This is a genomic window from Erwinia sp. BNK-24-b (assembly GCF_047456155.1).
Lineage (GTDB): Bacteria > Pseudomonadota > Gammaproteobacteria > Enterobacterales > Enterobacteriaceae > Erwinia > Erwinia phyllosphaerae.
Map to the genome: position 1 here is coordinate 4,162,773 of NZ_CP179901.1, position 19,064 is coordinate 4,181,836.

Here is a 19,064-nt window from a genome sequence, read left to right on the forward strand (position 1 = left end):
AATTAAAAACCAACATTCAAATTCATATACATCGCGTAATTATCTACCTCTGAATTACTTAGCGAGGCAGGTTTTTTAACAGGCCAGCCTGCTGCGACAGAGCCTGAAAAATCTTTTCCGCTTAACTTAACGCCTGCAACTGCCCCACTCATATAATCTCTTTCACAGTATGAAACTGTCGATACACAGTTTTTCCTGGCCATGCCTATATCAAAGCCGGTAAAGGGTGAAACTGCATAAATTCGGGCATAGTTGATTTGCACGGGTAATTTTAACGTGTTCGAAATCCAGATGGCTCTTTCGGCCGAAACAATCTGTTCTTTATAACCACGAACGCTATATTCATCGCCTAAGCTATATTTAGCATCGCTAACCAGCCTGTCATTGGTGAACTGCCATCCGCTGCTTAACTCATAATCTAACGCGACCCGGCCACTATCGTTAGCGGCAAGCCGTGTTCCCCAGTTGAGCGTGCCGTTAAACTTTTTATAATTCAGGTCAAAACCTGTTAAGTCGCTGTCCCCTTTCCAGGCAGCGCCAAACCACGGCATGCCGGCAGTCATGTTTAAATCAGCGTAGCCCCATCCCCCGGCCAGACTGCCTACCCATGTTAAGCCCGTACTTAAACTGCTGTATTTCTTGCTGGATACAGCGATGGGAAAGCCCATAATGTTATTTTCATTATCTTTCTTTTCAAATTTTAACCAGCCTGAATATTTCCCGGAAGCGTTACGAAAAAGCGTTCTGGTCGCTTTTAAGGAAAAGCGTTCTGACTGGCCATCGCTGACATAACCACCATACATGCCACCGATAATCTTCTTATAGGCTGACTTATAATAGCTGCTGTCAAACAGCCAGTAACCTAACGGAACGTTAAAAGAGAAACTCTTTGCGGACTGGCTATCTGTGTCAGCGTAAAGATCGTTGTAAGAATAGTAGTATGTGAAAGTATCATTTAAACCCAATACATTTTTTAATGAAGTGTTCAGAGAATACTGATACCAACCGCTATCTCGATAGCCAGAATTATTCATACCCAGATAAACAGAAAGAGGAAAAACGTTTTCCCCGGTATGGTTTATCAGCGAGTAGCCACTTTTTTCACTGGCTTCTATAACAAGCTTATCCGACTGGGAAACACGCAGCAGGTTGTCCAACCCCTGATCGATATCGCTCATACTTAATAAGCTTTCTTTGGCGAAAGGCATGGCGCTGAACATACGCGTTTTTTCTCGCCAGCCGGCAGCTTCCCCATTGTGCAGAAAGCCTGCAATTTTCCCCCACAATATTCTCAATACCAGCTTCCCGCTGCGCAATGAGCCAGGGGCAATAGTAACCTGCGTCGTGGCATAACCCTGGCCGATATAAAAATCAGTCAACTCTTTGACCAGTGCCAGGACTTCTTGCTCCCCCATATTAGTATTGAGATAACGCTTAATAATCTTATTTCTTTGTGCAGAAAACTCGAACTTACTGTCGTTTTCGATAAGTATCTCTTTAATATCGAACTTATAACGGCTTTCAGATTTTAATGCTTCGTCGTTTGCATCCTGTTTTTGATTTTCCCTTTGTATCTCTCTTTCCCTCTGTTTTTCCGTAGTGATCTGTTGCTGTAGCCTTTCTCGTTCTAAGCGATCGATATTACGTTGTGCATCATTAACAGAAGGAACGGTTTCCGCCAGGCTGGAGTAAGCTATGCCGCTAAACATAAAAAATAAAAAGGCTTTTTTCCCTGAGGTTAATTTCATACTATTTCTCATCCCTGTTAATCCAGCGTTAAGGTATAAACGATATTCGCAACTACACTGCCTGCCGTAGCATTAGGCCTGGTGGAATTACTGAAATACATCTCTCCGGCGTAGGTAACCGTTCTCTTTCCTGTAAAGGAAGCTGAACTACCAAAACTTGCAGACGTATTTAGTGCTTTAGCGGTGTATCGCGTACCGCTTTTTTGATAAAGCTTTATATAAGCATTTTGGGCGCTGCCCGCATTTTCTATCACGCCGGTTTCCATCCCCCATGCTGTTTTACCTTCAAACGTAATTTTTGCCGACGTTTTCTCAGGGCAATCAACCGTTATTGAAAAATCTTTTTTATCGCCGGTAAAACCTGATTTGATAACGTCAGCCAGGCTATATTTGCCAAGATCGATACTATTAGTACTTGAGTAAATAGAACAGCTACGTACGTTTACCGTGATACCGTGAGTGTTTATATTTAACAGGGGTAAGGTGTTTTGTGGCGCGTCATCAGAAGAAACAACTACGGTGGCTATCCGCCCGGCATATACTTCCCCGCTGTTAGTAACATTCCCCGTCTGTACCACTTCCAGCAAAACTTTATCGGCAGCTTCATTACAGCTGCCTCGACAGCTATAATTTCCTGGGATCCAGCTATTATCGCCCCTGCTCTGCGGCCATCTGATGCGTACGCCTATTCCACTGATATTAGTCGAATATACGTTAGTAACGCTGGTCTTCGTCATTTCTGGTCGGCTATAGGAAGAGTACCAGGTAGACGCAACATTTTGCCCACAAGAGTAGTTTATTTGCCCTATCGGCATGGTTACTGAAGCTAATACGGTACCCACGCTTCCTTTTTCAGAAGGTGTTACGGTAATCGCAGGAAAAGTAACGGTCTGAAGCTGGGAACCCAGACTACAGGAGGCGCGGGCACCAAAGGAAATACCTGCTGAAGCCAGAACCACCAAGAGCAAGGCCCTCGACCATATTGATAGCTTCTCCATTTTATTTACTCTCCTTACAAATAAGCGTTATCGATCTGTTTTCTGCCTGCCTCTGTTTTTCTATCTCTTCTTCCCACGGTTCGATATAACAACTTTTTGTTTTGTTATCTTTTTTCCATTTAGCCACGACTGGTTGCCATTTATCCGGCAATGAAATAATGACTATTCCGGCTTGTCCGACCGTTCCTATATCTCTGCCCTGCTCATCCTGAACACGCGTACCGAAGGGTAAGCTTTTACCATTAACATCTTTTATCCTGGCCAAAAAATTATTTTTATATTGGGCATTACTTTTGTACTCCAGCTTTATTACTGCGCCAGCGGTTGGAACAATAATATATTCATCATCACCTGTATCGAACCCTAACGGTGAACCTTTAGTATCAAGGAAAATTTTGTTTTCTTCATAAGGCGAAAGATTAGCCAGCAGCCCATAACCGTTTTTCTTTATTTTTGAATAAATATTCCCTGAAACTGTGGCACCCTCGCCACCGTGAGCTTTCAGTAAAGCAACGGTATCACCCAGGTAAGGTGAAAACTGCATTCCTTCGGCATGAATCAGTAATGCTCCTGCAAGCGTGCCTGAAAAACCATAGCCATCCTTTCTCTGATTAAAGCCAACTCCTTTTTGTAAAACTGTATCGGTATGGCTAACATTAATGCCGAAGTCGGACTGCTTCGTGCTTGTCTGGCTAAAATAGCTGCTAAATCCTGAACTATAATCTTTACCCTGATGGCTACCATTCACTGATGTTGTCAGTTTTGCCTGTTCATTGTTATAACTTACGGCAGCGCGTAGTACAGGCGGCGATTTTTTTGTATATCCTAACGGCATTGAAACGTTAGCAAAAAAAGCAGTATCGCTGTTTCCGGATGCAGTATATGTTTTATTTATACTCAGACTGTAATTAACAAAATCATAATTATTTCTATAGCCTAACAGATAAGAAGAATGGCCCCCCCAGGCATCGCTATACCTGCTTTTTTCCCACAAACCAATAAGTGATAATTCGCCCCACCCCGGTGTAAGTTGCTGAGAAAGTGTGACCTCCAGGCTGTTATTACTGCGGCTATTCCGGCCATTTTTTGTTTCTCTGGCCCCTAAATAATCATTCAGGGAATAGAAGCTATCGCCCAGGTGATGATAACCAGATACGTTAATAAAAGTGTCGGTTTCGCTGAGTTTTTTCGCCAGCCCAATTTTAACCCTGCTGTTATCACGTAGGTTATTTTTGCTTTTTAGCGCCCCATCCATAATAGTTGACTGGGTTAGCTCAATACTTATTGCGCCGGGTACGGCATTAAACACCACACCACCACTCATAGAAAAATAGGATTTATCGGTGGTTAATCGATTGCCGCCATATATTGTCAAGTTGTGCATCAGGCCATACCTCAAACCAGACTCCAGTAAACCGGGGGTGTTAATGCTGGTATAATGGCGTATTTTTCCGGCGGCCAGTGAATAGTTAAAATGGCCTTTGCGCACAAGTTGCGGCAAACTGTTATACGGCACTTTAAATTTCTTTATGGCACCATTACTTTCTCTGATCGTTACTTCCAAATCACCACCCAAGCCTGGGGCAATCAGATCTGTTATTTTAAACTCGCCTGGTGGGATATTTTTTTCATAAATAATGTTATTATTTTGTGTAATAGTAATCGTTGCATTGCTGTAAGCTATGCCGCTTATCTGCGGCGCATAGCCTTTTATCGACCACGGCAGCATTCTTTCATCACTTTTTAACATTGCCCCCCGTAAAGGGATAGTTTCAAAGAAATTGCCGCTGGTACTAAAGTCGCCCAGCGATAGTTCAGCCAGACCGGTAGCAATCGCTCGTTGCGCATAAGCCTGCAAATGCTGCAATTTATTTTTATCAGTGCTACCACCGGTAAGCGCATCCAGCGTAGTAAAGCGCCATGCCCCTGCACGCATTTGCGTTTGCAAATTACCGTAATACGCCGAGTAATTAGAATACCTCCCTGAACTGGTGGTACCGCTTAAAGAATAGTTCAGGCTTAACGCATTAATCCCCTCGTCCCAACGGGAAGGATCGATAAACCCCTCAATATCGCTTGCTAAATAAATTTGCGGGACTGTGATCCTTAAGGTTTCGCTATCATAATCGTACTTTGCCGTCGCGCCTTTAAACACATTGGAAAGATTAATGCAGCCTGTCTCCCGCCAGTTGTTTGGTAAATCACTTTCATTTAACGTAACATATTTAAACACATCGGCAGGAATGCAAGGGGAAACACTTTCTTTTTCCTTAACAAAACGTATCGTGTAGGTTTTCGTCTTCTTTCCATTAATAAACACCTTAACACGATAAGTACCCGGCGTGATTTTCGCTCCCTCCTCTAGCCAGCTTATATCTATATCTTTATTAAATTCAGTTATGAATGCCGTATTGAACTTAACTTTTCTGCTTTCGGTTACAGATGCCTGATCACCTGTTATCTCTTCAAGTGCAATACAGCTTTCACATACCACGAACATAGCCGAGCCTAAAAAGATACTTTTTATCTTATCTTTTATTTTCATTATGTCATGCCATTGTTAATTCAAGTAATTACAAGACAATTCTTTTTGGTATATAGGCGCCGAGATCAGAAATATACTGGTAATTTAATGATGCACTGGAATCAGATACGTTTTTAAATTTGTATTTTTTTATTTCCCATGGAGCAATCACATCGCCAGGCAATGAGGATATCGTTTCCTCCCCTTTTTTCAGTGAAAAATCAACTACGGAAATATGATAAGGAGAGTTATTATTCACGGTATAAACTAAATTATTTGCTTCTTTACTCATTGACCATTGCAAATTCTCTCCTGCTTCTATTAGGGTTCCTTTAATACCACTGGGGCGGTAAAATGCCTTTATCCTCGTCCGAAAGGCAATATTTAACTTATTTTCAGCCACGTTTTCATCATCAACAGCAGGGACATCCAGCGCATTTATCCAGAACATACTTTCCCGATCTGCTGGCAAAGCGGCCGATGCTTTCTCTGTGGGAAAGAATCTGAACACCTTAGAACTGCCTGCATTAATGCGCGCGATTGGCGGCATAATCGCCAGGGGAATATCATCCGTAATATTCATGCTGCTGTTATCTTTTTTGGATAACCAAATCTGGACTAACGATGGTGCATCGCCCGTATTTCTTATAGTAAATGACTGTTCTTTTTCCGCTTCGTATAAAATAACCCTGGTTGCAAGAATTTGTATGGCCGCACATGAACAGGCCGACCAGCATAGCGCTGACAATAATAAAATTGGTTTTAACATTACAACTTCCTGGTTAAACGGGTACGGTCCAGAAAGGGGATTAAATCCCCTTTTTATTATTGATAAGTGATAGAGTAGATCACATCACTTTTAACCGTACCGGCTGTTGCAGCATTACCAACGGCAGCATATTGTCCCCAGTACTTAAAACTGGCTTTTTTACTATCGATAGTAACAGGTTGATGCTGCGCATTAGCCTGCGTCAGGTTCAACCCCTCTTTATTGTGGTTCAAGATACGCACAAAGACGTTTTTGGCCCCTCCGGTTGTTTCCGTATTCTTAAGGTAACCCGTAGCACTATCAATATTTGTGCTCTGCGCGCGTTCAAAAATTACATTAGCAACTTTACCAGTCGGGCAATTTTCGCCGCTTAAATTGATATAAAAGGGTGTATCCCCGGCAAATTGCCCCGGTTTTGCTAAGGCGCTAACGCTTACTTTGGGCAAAGTTACTGTAAAATTAGCCCCCTGATCGGGATCAATATCGTCCCCACCGCTGATTTCACAGGTTGCATCTTCAATTTTGCCTTCAAAAGTAATTGTGCCATCATTTGCTGTGGCGGCTGTTGATGAAAAACCTACACAAGCAGCAAGCAATAAATACTTTCCATTTATAGCCTTCATTCTATCTCCTTAAATATAAAAACCAAAATGCAATATCCTTAACATTTTAATTACCAACTATCTTCCTGCTCAGCTATCGCAATGAGAAGTGGTGAAACTATCTTAAATCCCTCTATAGGATAAATCTAATTTTTACTTATTAATTATTTATTAATCTGATAAAATCCTATGAGAATCATATACATGAATCTAATTATAATAAATTTTGCACTTTTTAAATCTTTTCTGGAAATTACCTCCCGATAATGACTTAAGACTAAAACCGCTTTGATTAATCTTTTCAGATTTTCATTACAATAAAACAAAACTCATTAATACGCTGCCAACATGACCTTCTGCCCATTTGTAATAAAGTTCCAACGGACGAGCGTCCTGGCTCCTGATTACCCTATTTATTAAAATCTACTATTACAAAATATTACCTTATCAATCCTGCAACAATACATCATAATCCGGTAAGTCATCGGATCAGCAAAAAAATCGTTGAATGTAAAAAAGAATGCATTCACACTTACGTTAAGGTTTACTGTTCTCTCGCTTAACATAACTAAGATTAAGTAAGTAGTTTCTTTACCGGTTAAATATTAGCTTCTAAACTATATTTTAAAAAATAAAAGTTTATAATCGCTCCTGCATGAATTACATAAACTGACATCAAAATAGTTATCAGTTTGGCTTGCTTCTGGCATAATGCATTTAGTATGATTTCCGGCCAAACGGCTTTTTTTAATAATAATTATAATTCTTTAAACATGTTCGATATTAAGGATGATTAACACCATGGATAATAAAGATTATATTGTTTATTGCATCAATGATCAGGTCTATTTTATTCCACAGCAAAACAAAATTATTTCCTGTAAGACAGGAGAAGAGTTTACCACCTATGTTACTGCTGCCCGCTGTTTACATTTGCTGATCTATCAAAGTGGGAAAATAGTAACGCATAACGATTTATATAAGGTCGGCTGGGAAGATCATGGAAAGATTGTTACGCCTAATACGCTATACCAGACCATATCTAAACTAAGGAAACAGCTACAGGATGCGGGGATTAGTGAAGATATTATTCAAACTCACCCGCGTCGCGGATGGCGTATTTGCGATAGCCTGCCTCTGGAAGAAAAAACCCTGAGTGCGATACCGCGTAAAACGGTAAACCAGACGGAAACACAACATGGCCTGAAGAATTTTTGTCGGAAGATCTTTAATTCTTACCCTAAAAAAATGCTGATATCTATCGCGCGTTTCCGCTGATTTTGACGGGTAACTATTGCCGTAAAAACATGTGATCAAACAGGGCCTGACTTAGCAAAGAGTCAGGCCTTTTTTGTATACGTCTGCATATTATATTTATTGTGCGACGTAGCTTTACGGAGAATACGCGACAGGTTTAAGAAAATGAAGGTTAACGGGCAGGAAGCAGGAAAGGCTGAGTGTTTGGGTGGCAAAGCGATTGGGTGGCAGAGTAACAGCCTGACGGAGGGACGGCGTAACCGAACGGTTGCACGGTCGGAATACGATGGCACTGCAAGGCAGTCAGGCAGTCAGGCAGTCAGGCAGTCAGGCAGTCAGGCAGTCAGGCAGTCAGGCAGTCAGGCAGTCAGGCAGTCAGGCAGTCAGGCAGTCAGGCAGTCAAATCCAACAGCACAACAGCACAACAGCACAACAGCACAACAGCACAACAGCAGCTTATAAAGATTTTAAGGCTGTTAAAACAGAGAAAAATAGAAAATGTAAGAAGGATGATACGGATAGAGAAAACAGAGGATGTAAGAAGGATGGTACGAATAGAGAAAACAGAGAATGTAGGAAGGATGGTACGAATAGAGAAAACAGAGAATGTAGGAAGGATGGTACGAACAGAGAAAAACAGAGAATGTAGGAAGGATGGTACGAATAGAGAAAACAGAGAATGTAAGAAGGATGGTACGGATAGAGAAAACAGAAGATGTAAGAATGATGGTACGAATAGAAAGAACAGAGGATGTGAGAATGATGCTAAAAAAGCAGAAAAACAGAGGATGTAAGAAGCATATACGAGGAGAGAAATTCTGGAGCGGGAAACGAGACTCGAACTCGCGACCCCGACCTTGGCAAGGTCGTGCTCTACCAACTGAGCTATTCCCGCTTGGGGTGGTGCAGTAAAACTTTGGAGCGGGAAACGAGACTCGAACTCGCGACCCCGACCTTGGCAAGGTCGTGCTCTACCAACTGAGCTATTCCCGCTTAGGGTGGTGCAATAAAACTTTGGAGCGGGAAACGAGACTCGAACTCGCGACCCCGACCTTGGCAAGGTCGTGCTCTACCAACTGAGCTATTCCCGCTTAGGGTGGTGCAGTAAAACTTTGGAGCGGGAAACGAGACTCGAACTCGCGACCCCGACCTTGGCAAGGTCGTGCTCTACCAACTGAGCTATTCCCGCTCTGCGTACCGGTTAAAAACTCTTCCTGTACGGGGAGCGCATTATACGAGAAATGGAAATCGTCGCAAGCCTGTAGCGGCAATTTTTTTCGTTTTCACGCTTAACTGCTGACAAAACCAGCTTAATGCCGATTTTGTCAGCACGGTATTACAGGCGGATAAAGTTTTCGCGGTAGTACGCCAGCTCAGCGATAGATTCCCGAATATCGTCCATGGCCTGATGCGTACCCTGCTTTTTAAAGCCGTCCAGCACTTCAGGTTTCCAGCGACGCGCCAGCTCTTTCAACGTGCTGACGTCCAGATAGCGATAGTGGAAGTACGCTTCCAGTTCCGGCATATATTTAAAGAGAAAACGGCGATCCTGGCCGATACTGTTGCCGCAGATAGGCGAGGCGTTTGCCGGTACCCACTCTTTCAGAAAAGCGAGCGTTGCCAGCTCGGCTGCGCGATCGTCATGCTGGCTGGCCTTCACTCTGGCTACCAGCCCGCTACCGGTATGGGTTTTTACGTTCCAGTCGTCCATCAACGCCAGCTGCTCGTCAGACTGGTGAACGGCAAAAACCGGCCCTTCCGCCAGAATATTTAAATCAGCATCGGTCACCAGCGTGGCGATTTCGATAATGCGATCCTGTTCCGGATCCAGGCCGGTCATTTCAAGGTCAATCCAGATCAGATTATTGGCATTTACTGTCATAGGGTTTCTCGCCGTGGCTTATATCGTCAAACGTTAGGGTGTATCATAAACGTTTTGCCCTGTCAGGGCGAAGCAAAGCCGTGTGAGGAAGAGTGAGCAAAAACAAACTGTCTAAAGGTCAGCAACGTCGCGTCAGCGCCAACCATGAGCGCCGTCTTAAGCAGCGCGCCGATAAGCCAGAACCGGATGATAGCCTGTTTGGCGAAGCGCGTGATGGCGTGGTAATCAGTCGTTTTGGCATGCATGCGGACGTAGAGGATGCGGACGGCAGCGTTCACCGCTGTAATATCCGCCGCACTTTACGCTCTCTGGTTACCGGCGATCGCGTACTCTGGCGGCCCGGCGCAGAAGGTAGCGCAACCGTGAAAGGCATTGTAGAAGCGGTACACGAGCGCACTTCCGTACTAACCCGACCTGACTTTTACGACGGCGTAAAGCCTATCGCCGCCAACATCAATCAGATTGTGATTGTTTCGGCTATTTTGCCCGAGCTGTCGCTAAACATTATCGACCGCTATCTGGTAGCGAGCGAAACGCTGGATATCGAGCCGCTGCTGGTGCTGAACAAAACGGATCTGCTGGATGAAGAAGGCATGGCGTTTGTTGAAGAGCAGATGGCTATCTACCGTAAAATTGGCTATCGCGTCATCATGGTTTCCAGCCATCGCAAGCAGGGTCTGAGCGAGCTGGAAGCCGCGCTGATTGGCCGCGTCAGCATTTTTGCCGGTCAGTCCGGCGTAGGAAAGTCCAGCTTGCTTAATGCGCTGCTGGGGCTGGAGCTGGAAACAGAAATCCTGACTAACGACGTTTCCGACGTTTCCGGCCTGGGACAGCACACCACCACCGCTGCTCGTCTGTACCATTTCCCTCACGGCGGCGACGTTATCGACTCACCGGGCGTGCGCGAATTTGGTTTATGGCATCTGGAGCCGGAACAAATCACGCGCGGCTTTGTCGAATTCCGTGAGTTTTTAGGTCACTGCAAATTTCGTGATTGCAAGCACGACACCGATCCGGGCTGTGCTATTCGCGAAGCGGTGGAACGGGGTGATATTGACGAGTCGCGTTTCGAAGACTACCACCGTATTCTGGACAGCATGTCAGAAATGCAGCAAAAAACACGACGCAGCTTTTCAGAGAACAGCGACTAAAAACCGGGGAGCGGGCGTCATAGCCTGAACGACCGGACACTGTTACAATCCGCACCCTTAATTTATTTCAGAAAGCCAGGAGGCTACTGTGTTGGATCGTCTGAAACTCGGCCTGAATGCTGTTTTGCCTAAAAAAGGCCTTACTGAACTGGCTGGTTGGGGCGCGAGCAAGCGCGCCGGCTGGCTGACCAAAGCCGTTATTGATATTTTTGTCTGGTTCTACAAAGTCGATATGAAAGAGGCGCAGAAGCCGGATACCGCCAGCTATCGCACCTTTAACGACTTCTTTGTTCGCCCGCTGCGCGACGATGCCCGTCCGCTGGAAACTGACCCGAACCTGCTGGTGCTGCCGTGCGATGGCGCAATCAGCCAGCTGGGCCATATCGAAGGCGACCAGATCTTCCAGGCCAAAGGCCACACCTATACGCTGGAAGCGCTGCTGGCGGGTGATGTCGCCATGACCGATATGTTCCGCGACGGCGAGTTCGTCACGACTTACCTGGCACCGCGTGACTATCATCGCGTGCATATGCCGTGTAACGGTATTCTGCGCCAGATGATCTACGTGCCTGGCGATCTCTATTCCGTTAATCCGCTGACGGCGCAGAACATCCCTAACCTGTTTGCCCGTAACGAACGCGTCATCTGCCTGTTTGATACCGAATTTGGCCCTATGGCGCAGATTCTGGTCGGTGCCACCATTGTAGGCAGCATCGAAACGGTCTGGGCCGGTACCGTTACGCCACCGCGTGAAGGCGTGATTAAACGCTGGAGCTGGCCAGGCGCGGATGAAGAAGGCTCGGTCGTGCTGCTGAAAGGTCAGGAGATGGGCCGCTTTAAGCTGGGCTCTACCGTTATTAACCTGTTTGCCCGGGATAAAGTGAAGCTGGCGGAAAGCCTGACGCCGGAAACCAAAACGCGCCTGGGTCAGACGCTGGCGATCGCACTGCAAAAAACCAGTGCTGAAGAAGTTCTACATCACCCATAGCAGAGACGCATGTTACGCCTGATAGTTACTCTTTTGCTGGGCTGGGCGCTGCTCCAGCCCGCCTGGGCCGCCACCGCGCCCGATGTTGCGCAGCTCAAGCAGGCCCTGGAAGAGGCAAAGTCCAGTCAGGAGCCTAACCAGGCGGACATGGTAGATGCGCTGCAGTCGGCGTTAAACTGGCTGGACGATCGGCAAAAGTCGCTGGCCAACGCCAGCGACTATCAACAGGTCATTGACGACTTCCCGCAACTTTCTCGCGATTTACGCCAGCAGCTGGCCGCGCTTAGCGACAGCAGTAAAGCCGTGCGTAACACGATGACGGCATCTGAACTGGATCAGGAAATCCTTCAGGTCAGTAGCCAGCTTCTGGAGGAAGGACGCCAGGCGCAGCAGGAACAGGACCGCGCCAGAGAAATCAGCGACTCCCTTTCCCAGCTGCCGCTACAGCAGTCGGACGCCCGGCGCGCGCTAAACGAGATCGAACGACGTCTACAGGGACAGCCTGGGCCGACTACGCCGCTTGCCCAGGCGCAGCTGTCCGCCCGTCAGGCAGAAGCGGCAGCGCGCAAAGCGCGGGTCGATGAACTGGAACTGGCGCAGCTGTCGGCCAACAATCGCCAGGAGCTGGCACGCATGCGGGGTGAAATCCATCAGCGCAAGGCGACCCAGCTCGATACTTATTTGCAGGATCTGCGTAATCAGCTTAACAGCCGTCGTCAACGCGAAGCCGAAATTGCCCTGGAAAAAACAGAGCAGCTGGCGGAAAACAGCGGCGAACTGCCGAAGAAACTCAGCGAACAGTTTCGCGTTAACCGCGAGCTTTCTAATGCGCTTAATCAGCAGGCGCAGCGGATGGATCTGGTCGCTTCGCAGCAGCGTACGGCCGTTAACCAGACCATTCAGGTTCGTCAGGCGCTGAGCACCATTCGCGAACAGTCGCAGTGGCTCGGCGTTTCTACCGTACTGGGCGAAGCGCTACGCGCGCAGGTTGCGCGTTTACCGGAAATGCCCAAGCCGCAGCAGCTGGATAATGATATGGCGCAGCTGCGCGTACAGCGGCTGCATTATGAAGATCTGCTGGAACGACAGCAGCAGCTCCGCCAGCTCCGACAGGATGACGGCTCGCCGCTTACCAGCGAGCAGCGCAAAATTCTTGATGCCCAGCTCAAAACCCAACGCGAACTGATTGGCTCACTGCTTTCCGGCAGCGATAACCTGATTCTGGAAGTCACCAAGCTCAAGGTAGCCAACGGCCAGCTGGAAGACGCGCTAAAAGAGATTAAAGATGCAACGCACCGCTATCTTTTCTGGACGGCCGACGTCAGCGCGCTACATCTTGATTTCCCGATCCTGTTGATGCGCGACCTGCGTAATCTGCTGTCGATAAATACGCTTGGCCAGCTGGGCGGTGCGCTGGTGATGATGTTTACCAGTCGGGAAACCGTTCTGCCGATTATTGGCGCAGTGCTGCTGGTTGGCTTTAGCCTGAGCTCACGCCGTCACTATCGCGATTTTCTTGATCGCTCTGCCAGTAAGGTGGGCAAAGTTACCCAGGATCGCTTCGGCTTAACCATGCGCACCGTGTTCTGGTCGATCCTGGTTGCCCTGCCGCTGCCGGTGCTGTGGATGGCGCTCGGCTATGGTTTACAGCACGCGTGGCCCTACCCTGTCGCCGTGGCGACGGGCGACGGCATTACCGCCACCGTGCCGCTGCTGTGGGCCTTTATGATTAGCGCAGGCTTTGCCCGTTCGAAAGGCTTGTTTATCGTCCATTTCCGCTGGCAGCAAAACCGTGTAGCACGAGCGATGCGCTTTTATACGCTCTGCATCGGTTTTGTGGTGCCGCTGATCATGCTGCTGATCGGCTTTGATAACCTTGACGAACGCCATTTTTCCGCCACGCTTGGCCGCGTCTGTTTTATCCTGATTTGCGGTGCGCTTAGCCTCGTTACCGTTAGCCTCAAGCGAGCGGGCATTCCTCTCTATCTGGATAAAGAAGGCAACGGCGAAAACTTTATCAGCAATATCCTGTGGAACGTGATGATCTGCATTCCGCTGATCGCCGCGCTGGCCTCCTGTATTGGCTATCTGGCGACGGCGCAGGCGCTGCTGGCCCGAGTGGAAACCTCGCTGGCCATCTGGTTCCTGCTGCTGATTATCTACCATATTATTCGTCGCTGGATGCTGATTCAGCGGCGGCGAATCGCCTTCGACCGCGCCCGTAATCGCCGTGCGGAAATTTTGGCCCAGCGCGCCAAAGGTGAAGAAGAGGCAACGGCCACGCAAAGTTCAGAGACGGATGTGGATGAACCGGTTATCGATCTGGATGCCATTAGCGCCCGCTCGCTGCGGCTGGTTCGCTCCATTCTGACGCTGATTGCGCTGGTGTCGGTGATTGTACTCTGGTCGGAAATCCACTCGGCGTTCGGTTTTCTGGAAAATATCCGGCTGTGGGACGCCAGCACCACGGTACAGGGCGTTGAAAGCCTGGAGCCTATCACGCTGGGTTCGGTGCTGATTGCTGTTCTGGTGCTGATTATCACCACTCAGCTGGTGCGCAATATGCCGGCACTGCTTGAGCTGGCGCTGTTGCAGCATCTTAACCTGACGCCCGGCACCGGTTACGCCATTACCACGCTGACCAAATATGTGTTGATTCTGATTGGCGGGCTGACCGGCTTTTCCATGATCGGCATCGACTGGTCGAAACTGCAATGGCTGGTCGCGGCGTTAGGTGTGGGGCTGGGTTTTGGCCTGCAGGAGATCTTCGCCAACTTTATTTCCGGCCTGATTATTCTGTTTGAAAAACCGATTCGCATCGGCGATACCGTGACCATTCGCGATTTGACCGGCAGTATTACGCGCATCAATACGCGTGCGACCACTATCACCGACTGGGATCGCAAAGAGATTATCGTGCCGAATAAGGCTTTCATCACCGAGCAGTTTATTAACTGGTCGCTGTCCGATTCGGTGACGCGCGTGGTGCTGACGATTCCGGCAGCCGCAGAGGCAAACAGCGAAGAGGTGACTGCCGTGCTGCTGACCGCCGCGCAGCGCTGCCAGTATGTTCTGGATACGCCGCAGCCAGAAGCGTTTCTGGTTGATTTGCAGCAGGGGATTCAGCTGTTTGAACTGCGTATCCACGCCGCGGAAATGGGCCACCGCATGCCGCTGCGCCACGAGCTTCACCAGCTGATTTTACGCGGCTATCATGAACACGGTCTGGAAATGCCTTTCCCACCGTTCCAGGTGCGGATGGAAACCATTGGTCGTAAAACGCCGGTTAACAACGGCGCGCCAGCGGCAAGAACCTACAGGTCAGGCGGGTTATAAGCCAGCGCCCTGCGTTTTTCGGCAGCCCGGGGCGCCTGTTTTTCGCTCCTCGGGCTACCGTAAAACTCAGCAGCGGTCGACGGAAAACGCGATCACTTCACTAAGCTGTGTGGCCTTTAGCGCCAGCATGACGATACGATCCACCCCCAGCGCGACGCCGGAGCACTCCGGCATGCCGTGTGCCAGCGCATCCAGAAGATTATTGTCGATGGGCTGTTGCGGCAGGCCAAGCGCCGCTCGCTTGCGGTTATCCTGCTCAAAGCGCTGACGCTGCTCGCGGCTGTCGGTCAGTTCACGGAAGCCGTTAGCCAGCTCAATCCCTTTGAAATAGACCTCAAAGCGTTCCGCTACGCGATGATCTTCCGTACTGATTTCCGCCAGCGCGGCCTGGCTCGCCGGAAAGTGGTAAACGAAGGCCGGTTTTTCTTTCCCGATCTGCGGCTCCACGCCGGTCACAAACAGCAGCTGTAGCAGCGTGTCGCGATCTTCTTCGCGGTTGGCTAAGTCGCCCACGCCCAGCTTTTCCGCCACTTCACGCATCTGGGCTTTATCCGCCGACAGCGGATCCATCTCCAGGTGGCGAATAAACGCCTGCTGATAGGAAAGCGTTTCGGCTGGCGCGCAGTCCAGTACCTGCTGCAACAGATCGTCAACTTCATTCATCAGCCGATACATATCGTAGTGCGGGCGATACCACTCCAGCATGGTGAACTCTGGATTATGATGGCGACCCGCTTCCTCATTGCGGAAACAGCGGCAGAGCTGATAAATCGGCCCGCTTCCCGCTGCCAGCAGCCGCTTCATGTGGTATTCCGGGCTGGTCATCAGATAGAGGTCCAGTCCCTGCGCCGCTCCCGGCCCGACAAAACGCGTCTGAAAAGGAAACAGGTGGATATCGGTCACGGTCGCCTGGCTCATCGCCGGGGTCTCCACTTCCAGTACCCCACGATCGGCAAAGAAACGCCGGATTTCAGCCATAATCGCCGCCCGTTTTAACAGGTTGGTCACGGGCGCGCTCGGCTGCCAGCTGGCCGTATCGCTCATAGTTTGTACTCCGCAGAGGAAAGGGTGAAGCAGTCTACCCGAGGCGCAGCGGACAAACAAACCTGCGCCGATAAAAATTATCCGGGCGCAGACAGCAAGCCCGGTGTGAAAACCGTTAGCTCCTTAACATTTTTGCCGCGTTTTTCTTGGCTGAATACCTGAACACATCAATTTTGCCCTGCATTGCCGGTCTTATACTGGCTCACCGAGGCCTTCCCTCATCCTTTCCATGACAGCCTGACAGGGAGAATACCGTGCAAACTTTTACTGCCGATTTAGTCATTATCGGCGCAGGTGGCGCTGGACTCCGCGCAGCTATTGCCGCAGCGGAAGCGCATCCCACGCTTTCCATCGCGCTGGTATCAAAAGTTTATCCGATGCGTAGCCATACCGTGGCGGCCGAAGGCGGATCGGCCGCCGTCACCCAGCAGCATGACAGCTTTGACCTTCATTTTCAGGATACCGTTTCCGGCGGCGACTGGCTGTGCGAGCAGGATGTGGTGGATTACTTCGTACAGCACTGCCCGCAGGAGATGGCCCAGCTGGAAATCTGGGGCTGTCCCTGGAGCCGTCGCGCAGACGGGTCGGTTAACGTGCGGCGTTTTGGCGGCATGAAGATCGAGCGTACCTGGTTTGCCGCCGACAAAACCGGCTTTCATATGCTGCATACGCTGTTCCAGACCTCGTTAAAATATCCGCAGATTACCCGTTTCGATGAGCATTTCGTTCTCGACCTGCTGGTAGACGATGGCGAAGCGCGCGGCGTGGTAGCAATGAACATGATGGAAGGCGCGCTGATACGGCTCCAGGCGAAATCCGTGGTGCTGGCGACCGGCGGCGCGGGCCGCGTCTACCGCTATAACACTAACGGCGGCATCGTCACCGGCGATGGCATGGGCATGGCGCTGCGGCATGGCGTACCGCTGCGGGATATGGAATTTGTGCAGTACCATCCCACCGGCCTGCCCGGCTCCGGCATCCTGATGACGGAGGGCTGCCGCGGCGAAGGCGGCATTCTGGTAAACAAAGACGGCTACCGTTATTTGCAGGATTACGGCATGGGGCCGGAAACGCCGCTCGGCGAACCAAAAAACAAATATATGGAGCTGGGGCCGCGCGATAAGGTGTCGCAGGCTTTCTGGCACGAATCGCAAAAAGGCCGCACCATTCATACGCCGCGCGGCGAAGTGGTGCATCTGGACTTACGCCATCTGGGCGAGAAAAAACTGCTGGAGCGGCTGCCTTTTATCTGCGAGCTGAGCAAAGCCTATGTCGGCGTCGATCCGGTAACCAGCCCTATCCCCATTCGTCCTACCGCGCACTACACCATGGGCGGCATCGCCACCGATGCACGCTGTGAAACCGCCATTCGCGGGCTGTTTGCCGTGGGCGAATGCTCTTCTGTCGGGCTGCATGGCGCTAACCGGCTCGGCTCTAATTCGCTGGCGGAGCTGGTGGTGTTTGGCCGCCTGGCTGGCGAAAACGCGGCCGCACGGGCGCTGGAAAGCCGTGCGCAGACCACCAGCACGCTGGATGCCCAAAGCCGCGACTGCGAACAGCGCCTTAAAGCGCTGGTCAATCAGCCCGGCAACGAGCGCTGGTCAGCCATCAGAGATGAAATGGGCATGGCGATGGAGGAAGGCTGCGGCATCTACCGCACGCCGGAACTGATGCAGCAGACCATCGACAAGCTGGCGGAGTTAAAAGAACGCTTTGCTCGCGTGCGCATCAGCGACAGCTCCAGCATATTCAATACCGAGCTGCTCTATGCCATTGAGCTGGGTCATGGCCTGAACGTGGCGGAGTGTATGGTGCATGCCGCTTTTGCGCGTAAAGAGTCACGCGGCGCGCATCAGCGTCTGGACGAAGGCTGCCGCGAGCGGGATGACCAGCGTTTTTTGCAGCACTCGCTGAGCTATTTTAATCCGCAGGGCGCGCCGACCATCGACTGGGGCAACGTTAATATCACTAGCCTGCCGCCTGCCAGACGCGTTTATGGCGCAGAATCAGAACACAAGGAGGCGCAGCATGGCTGACCTGCCGCATTGTCGTATCGCTATTCAACGCTATAACCCGGAGACGGATACCGCGCCGCACGTTGAAACCTTCAATGTTCCCTTTGATGAACAAACTTCGCTGCTGGATGCGCTGGGGTACATCAAGGATAACCTGGCGGGCGACCTCTCGTTCCGCTGGTCCTGCCGCATGGCTATCTGCGGCTCCTGCGGCATGATGGTCGATGGCATCCCTAAGCTCGCCTGTAAAATTTTTCTGCGTAATTATCCACGAGGCATGCGCGTGGCCCCGCTGGCGAATTTTCCCGTCGAGCGCGATCTGGTAGTTGATATGAGCCGCTTTATTGAAAGCCTGGCGGCCATTAAGCCCTACATCATTGGCGACTTGCCCGCAGCCCAGGGCGGTGCCGGCAAGCAAATGCCCGCACAGATGGCCCGGTATCACCAGTTTTCCGGCTGTATTAACTGTGGCCTTTGCTACGCCGCCTGCCCGCAGTTTGGCCTCAATCCGGAATTTATTGGCCCGGCCGCCATCACTTTAGCGCATCGCTACAACCTGGACAGCCGCGATAAAGGCAAAAAGCAGCGCATGCCGCAGCTAAATGGCGATAACGGCGTCTGGCCCTGCACCTTTGTCGGCTTCTGCTCGGAGGTCTGCCCTAAACATGTCGATCCGGCGGCGGCCATTCAGCAAAGCAAGGTGGAGAGCGCCAAAGACTTTCTGATTACCAGCCTCCGGCCTCAATAAGG

Annotated in this window: 13 protein-coding genes and 4 tRNA genes; 6 read left to right on the plus strand and 11 right to left on the minus strand. The window is 49.9% G+C overall.

The annotated features are described in order from the left end of the window. Positions 1-2 precede the first annotated feature (2 nt). From ACMGGR_RS19230 to ACMGGR_RS19250, 5 genes are read right to left on the minus strand one after another with little or no spacing between them, the layout of a single operon-like run. Complete coding sequence (locus ACMGGR_RS19230) at positions 3-1,748, minus strand: ShlB/FhaC/HecB family hemolysin secretion/activation protein (RefSeq protein WP_414147628.1); 1,746 nt, start codon at positions 1,746-1,748, stop codon at positions 3-5. 17 nt (positions 1,749-1,765) lie between these two features. Then, positions 1,766-2,746, minus strand: coding sequence for a fimbrial protein (locus ACMGGR_RS19235; protein ID WP_414147629.1), 981 nt, complete (start codon positions 2,744-2,746; stop codon positions 1,766-1,768). Between the two features lies 1 nt (position 2,747). Next, positions 2,748-5,291: a fimbria/pilus outer membrane usher protein gene (locus ACMGGR_RS19240; protein WP_414147630.1), complete on the minus strand. Its 2,544-nt coding sequence runs from the start codon at positions 5,289-5,291 to the stop codon at positions 2,748-2,750. A gap of 28 nt (positions 5,292-5,319) precedes the next feature. Then, complete coding sequence (locus ACMGGR_RS19245) at positions 5,320-6,039, minus strand: molecular chaperone (RefSeq protein WP_414147631.1); 720 nt, start codon at positions 6,037-6,039, stop codon at positions 5,320-5,322. Positions 6,040-6,095: 56 nt separating this feature from the next. Next, positions 6,096-6,662: a fimbrial protein gene (locus ACMGGR_RS19250; protein WP_414147632.1), complete on the minus strand. Its 567-nt coding sequence runs from the start codon at positions 6,660-6,662 to the stop codon at positions 6,096-6,098. A gap of 780 nt (positions 6,663-7,442) precedes the next feature. Here ACMGGR_RS19250 and ACMGGR_RS19255 point away from each other — a divergent pair. Next, entirely contained in the window at positions 7,443-7,919 is a 477-nt protein-coding gene (locus ACMGGR_RS19255) for a winged helix-turn-helix domain-containing protein (RefSeq protein WP_246760799.1), read from the plus strand. Between the two features lie 798 nt (positions 7,920-8,717). On the opposite strand, the gene ACMGGR_RS19260 is transcribed toward ACMGGR_RS19255, so the two are convergent. The 5 genes from ACMGGR_RS19260 to orn form a co-directional block, all read right to left on the minus strand. Continuing rightward, a tRNA-Gly gene (locus tag ACMGGR_RS19260) sits at positions 8,718-8,793 on the minus strand. Positions 8,794-8,815: 22 nt separating this feature from the next. Then, positions 8,816-8,891: transfer RNA gene (locus ACMGGR_RS19265), tRNA-Gly, on the minus strand. A 22-nt stretch (positions 8,892-8,913) separates the two neighbouring features. Then, a tRNA-Gly gene (locus ACMGGR_RS19270) sits at positions 8,914-8,989 on the minus strand. A 22-nt stretch (positions 8,990-9,011) separates the two neighbouring features. Beyond that, positions 9,012-9,087, minus strand: a tRNA-Gly gene (locus ACMGGR_RS19275). Between the two features lie 147 nt (positions 9,088-9,234). After that, positions 9,235-9,780, minus strand: a complete 546-nt coding sequence (gene orn, locus ACMGGR_RS19280; protein ID WP_246761400.1) for an oligoribonuclease — start codon at positions 9,778-9,780, stop codon at positions 9,235-9,237. A gap of 92 nt (positions 9,781-9,872) precedes the next feature. On the opposite strand from orn, the gene rsgA reads away from it, so the two are divergent. From rsgA to mscM, 3 genes are all read left to right on the plus strand, one after another. Next, positions 9,873-10,931, plus strand: coding sequence for a small ribosomal subunit biogenesis GTPase RsgA (gene rsgA, locus ACMGGR_RS19285; protein ID WP_246761399.1), 1,059 nt, complete (start codon positions 9,873-9,875; stop codon positions 10,929-10,931). Between the two features lie 88 nt (positions 10,932-11,019). Further along, positions 11,020-11,919, plus strand: a complete 900-nt coding sequence (gene asd, locus ACMGGR_RS19290; protein ID WP_246761398.1) for an archaetidylserine decarboxylase — start codon at positions 11,020-11,022, stop codon at positions 11,917-11,919. 9 nt (positions 11,920-11,928) lie between these two features. Then, the gene (mscM, locus tag ACMGGR_RS19295) at positions 11,929-15,255 is read left to right on the plus strand and encodes a miniconductance mechanosensitive channel MscM (RefSeq protein WP_414147633.1); all 3,327 of its coding nucleotides are present in this window, start codon (positions 11,929-11,931) and stop codon (positions 15,253-15,255) included. A gap of 66 nt (positions 15,256-15,321) precedes the next feature. Here mscM and epmA read toward each other — a convergent pair whose 3' ends face one another. Then, positions 15,322-16,299, minus strand: a complete 978-nt coding sequence (epmA, locus tag ACMGGR_RS19300; protein ID WP_246761396.1) for an elongation factor P--(R)-beta-lysine ligase — start codon at positions 16,297-16,299, stop codon at positions 15,322-15,324. A gap of 254 nt (positions 16,300-16,553) precedes the next feature. Between epmA and frdA the strand changes: the two genes are divergently transcribed. Next, positions 16,554-18,335 (plus strand): fumarate reductase (quinol) flavoprotein subunit, encoded by a 1,782-nt coding sequence (gene frdA, locus ACMGGR_RS19305; protein ID WP_414147634.1) that lies wholly within the window; start codon positions 16,554-16,556, stop codon positions 18,333-18,335. Beyond that, entirely contained in the window at positions 18,328-19,062 is a 735-nt protein-coding gene (locus tag ACMGGR_RS19310) for a succinate dehydrogenase/fumarate reductase iron-sulfur subunit (protein WP_414147635.1), read from the plus strand. Before frdA ends, ACMGGR_RS19310 begins: the two co-directional genes overlap by 8 nt. Positions 19,063-19,064: the final 2 nt, after the last annotated feature.

Excerpts from the sequence above, each read along its gene's own strand:
- ACMGGR_RS19230 (WP_414147628.1), bottom strand. The coding sequence starts at position 1,748 with ATGAAATTAACCTCAGGGAAAAAAGCCTTTTTATTTTTTATGTTTAGC.
- ACMGGR_RS19235 (WP_414147629.1), bottom strand. The coding sequence starts at position 2,746 with ATGGAGAAGCTATCAATATGGTCGAGGGCCTTGCTCTTGGTGGTTCTG.
- ACMGGR_RS19240 (WP_414147630.1), bottom strand. The coding sequence starts at position 5,291 with ATGAAAATAAAAGATAAGATAAAAAGTATCTTTTTAGGCTCGGCTATG.
- ACMGGR_RS19245 (WP_414147631.1), bottom strand. The coding sequence starts at position 6,039 with ATGTTAAAACCAATTTTATTATTGTCAGCGCTATGCTGGTCGGCCTGT.
- ACMGGR_RS19250 (WP_414147632.1), bottom strand. The coding sequence starts at position 6,662 with ATGAAGGCTATAAATGGAAAGTATTTATTGCTTGCTGCTTGTGTAGGT.
- ACMGGR_RS19255 (WP_246760799.1), top strand. The coding sequence starts at position 7,443 with ATGGATAATAAAGATTATATTGTTTATTGCATCAATGATCAGGTCTAT.
- orn (WP_246761400.1), bottom strand. The coding sequence starts at position 9,780 with ATGACAGTAAATGCCAATAATCTGATCTGGATTGACCTTGAAATGACC.
- mscM (WP_414147633.1), top strand. The coding sequence starts at position 11,929 with ATGTTACGCCTGATAGTTACTCTTTTGCTGGGCTGGGCGCTGCTCCAG.
- epmA (WP_246761396.1), bottom strand. The coding sequence starts at position 16,299 with ATGAGCGATACGGCCAGCTGGCAGCCGAGCGCGCCCGTGACCAACCTG.
- ACMGGR_RS19310 (WP_414147635.1), top strand. The coding sequence starts at position 18,328 with ATGGCTGACCTGCCGCATTGTCGTATCGCTATTCAACGCTATAACCCG.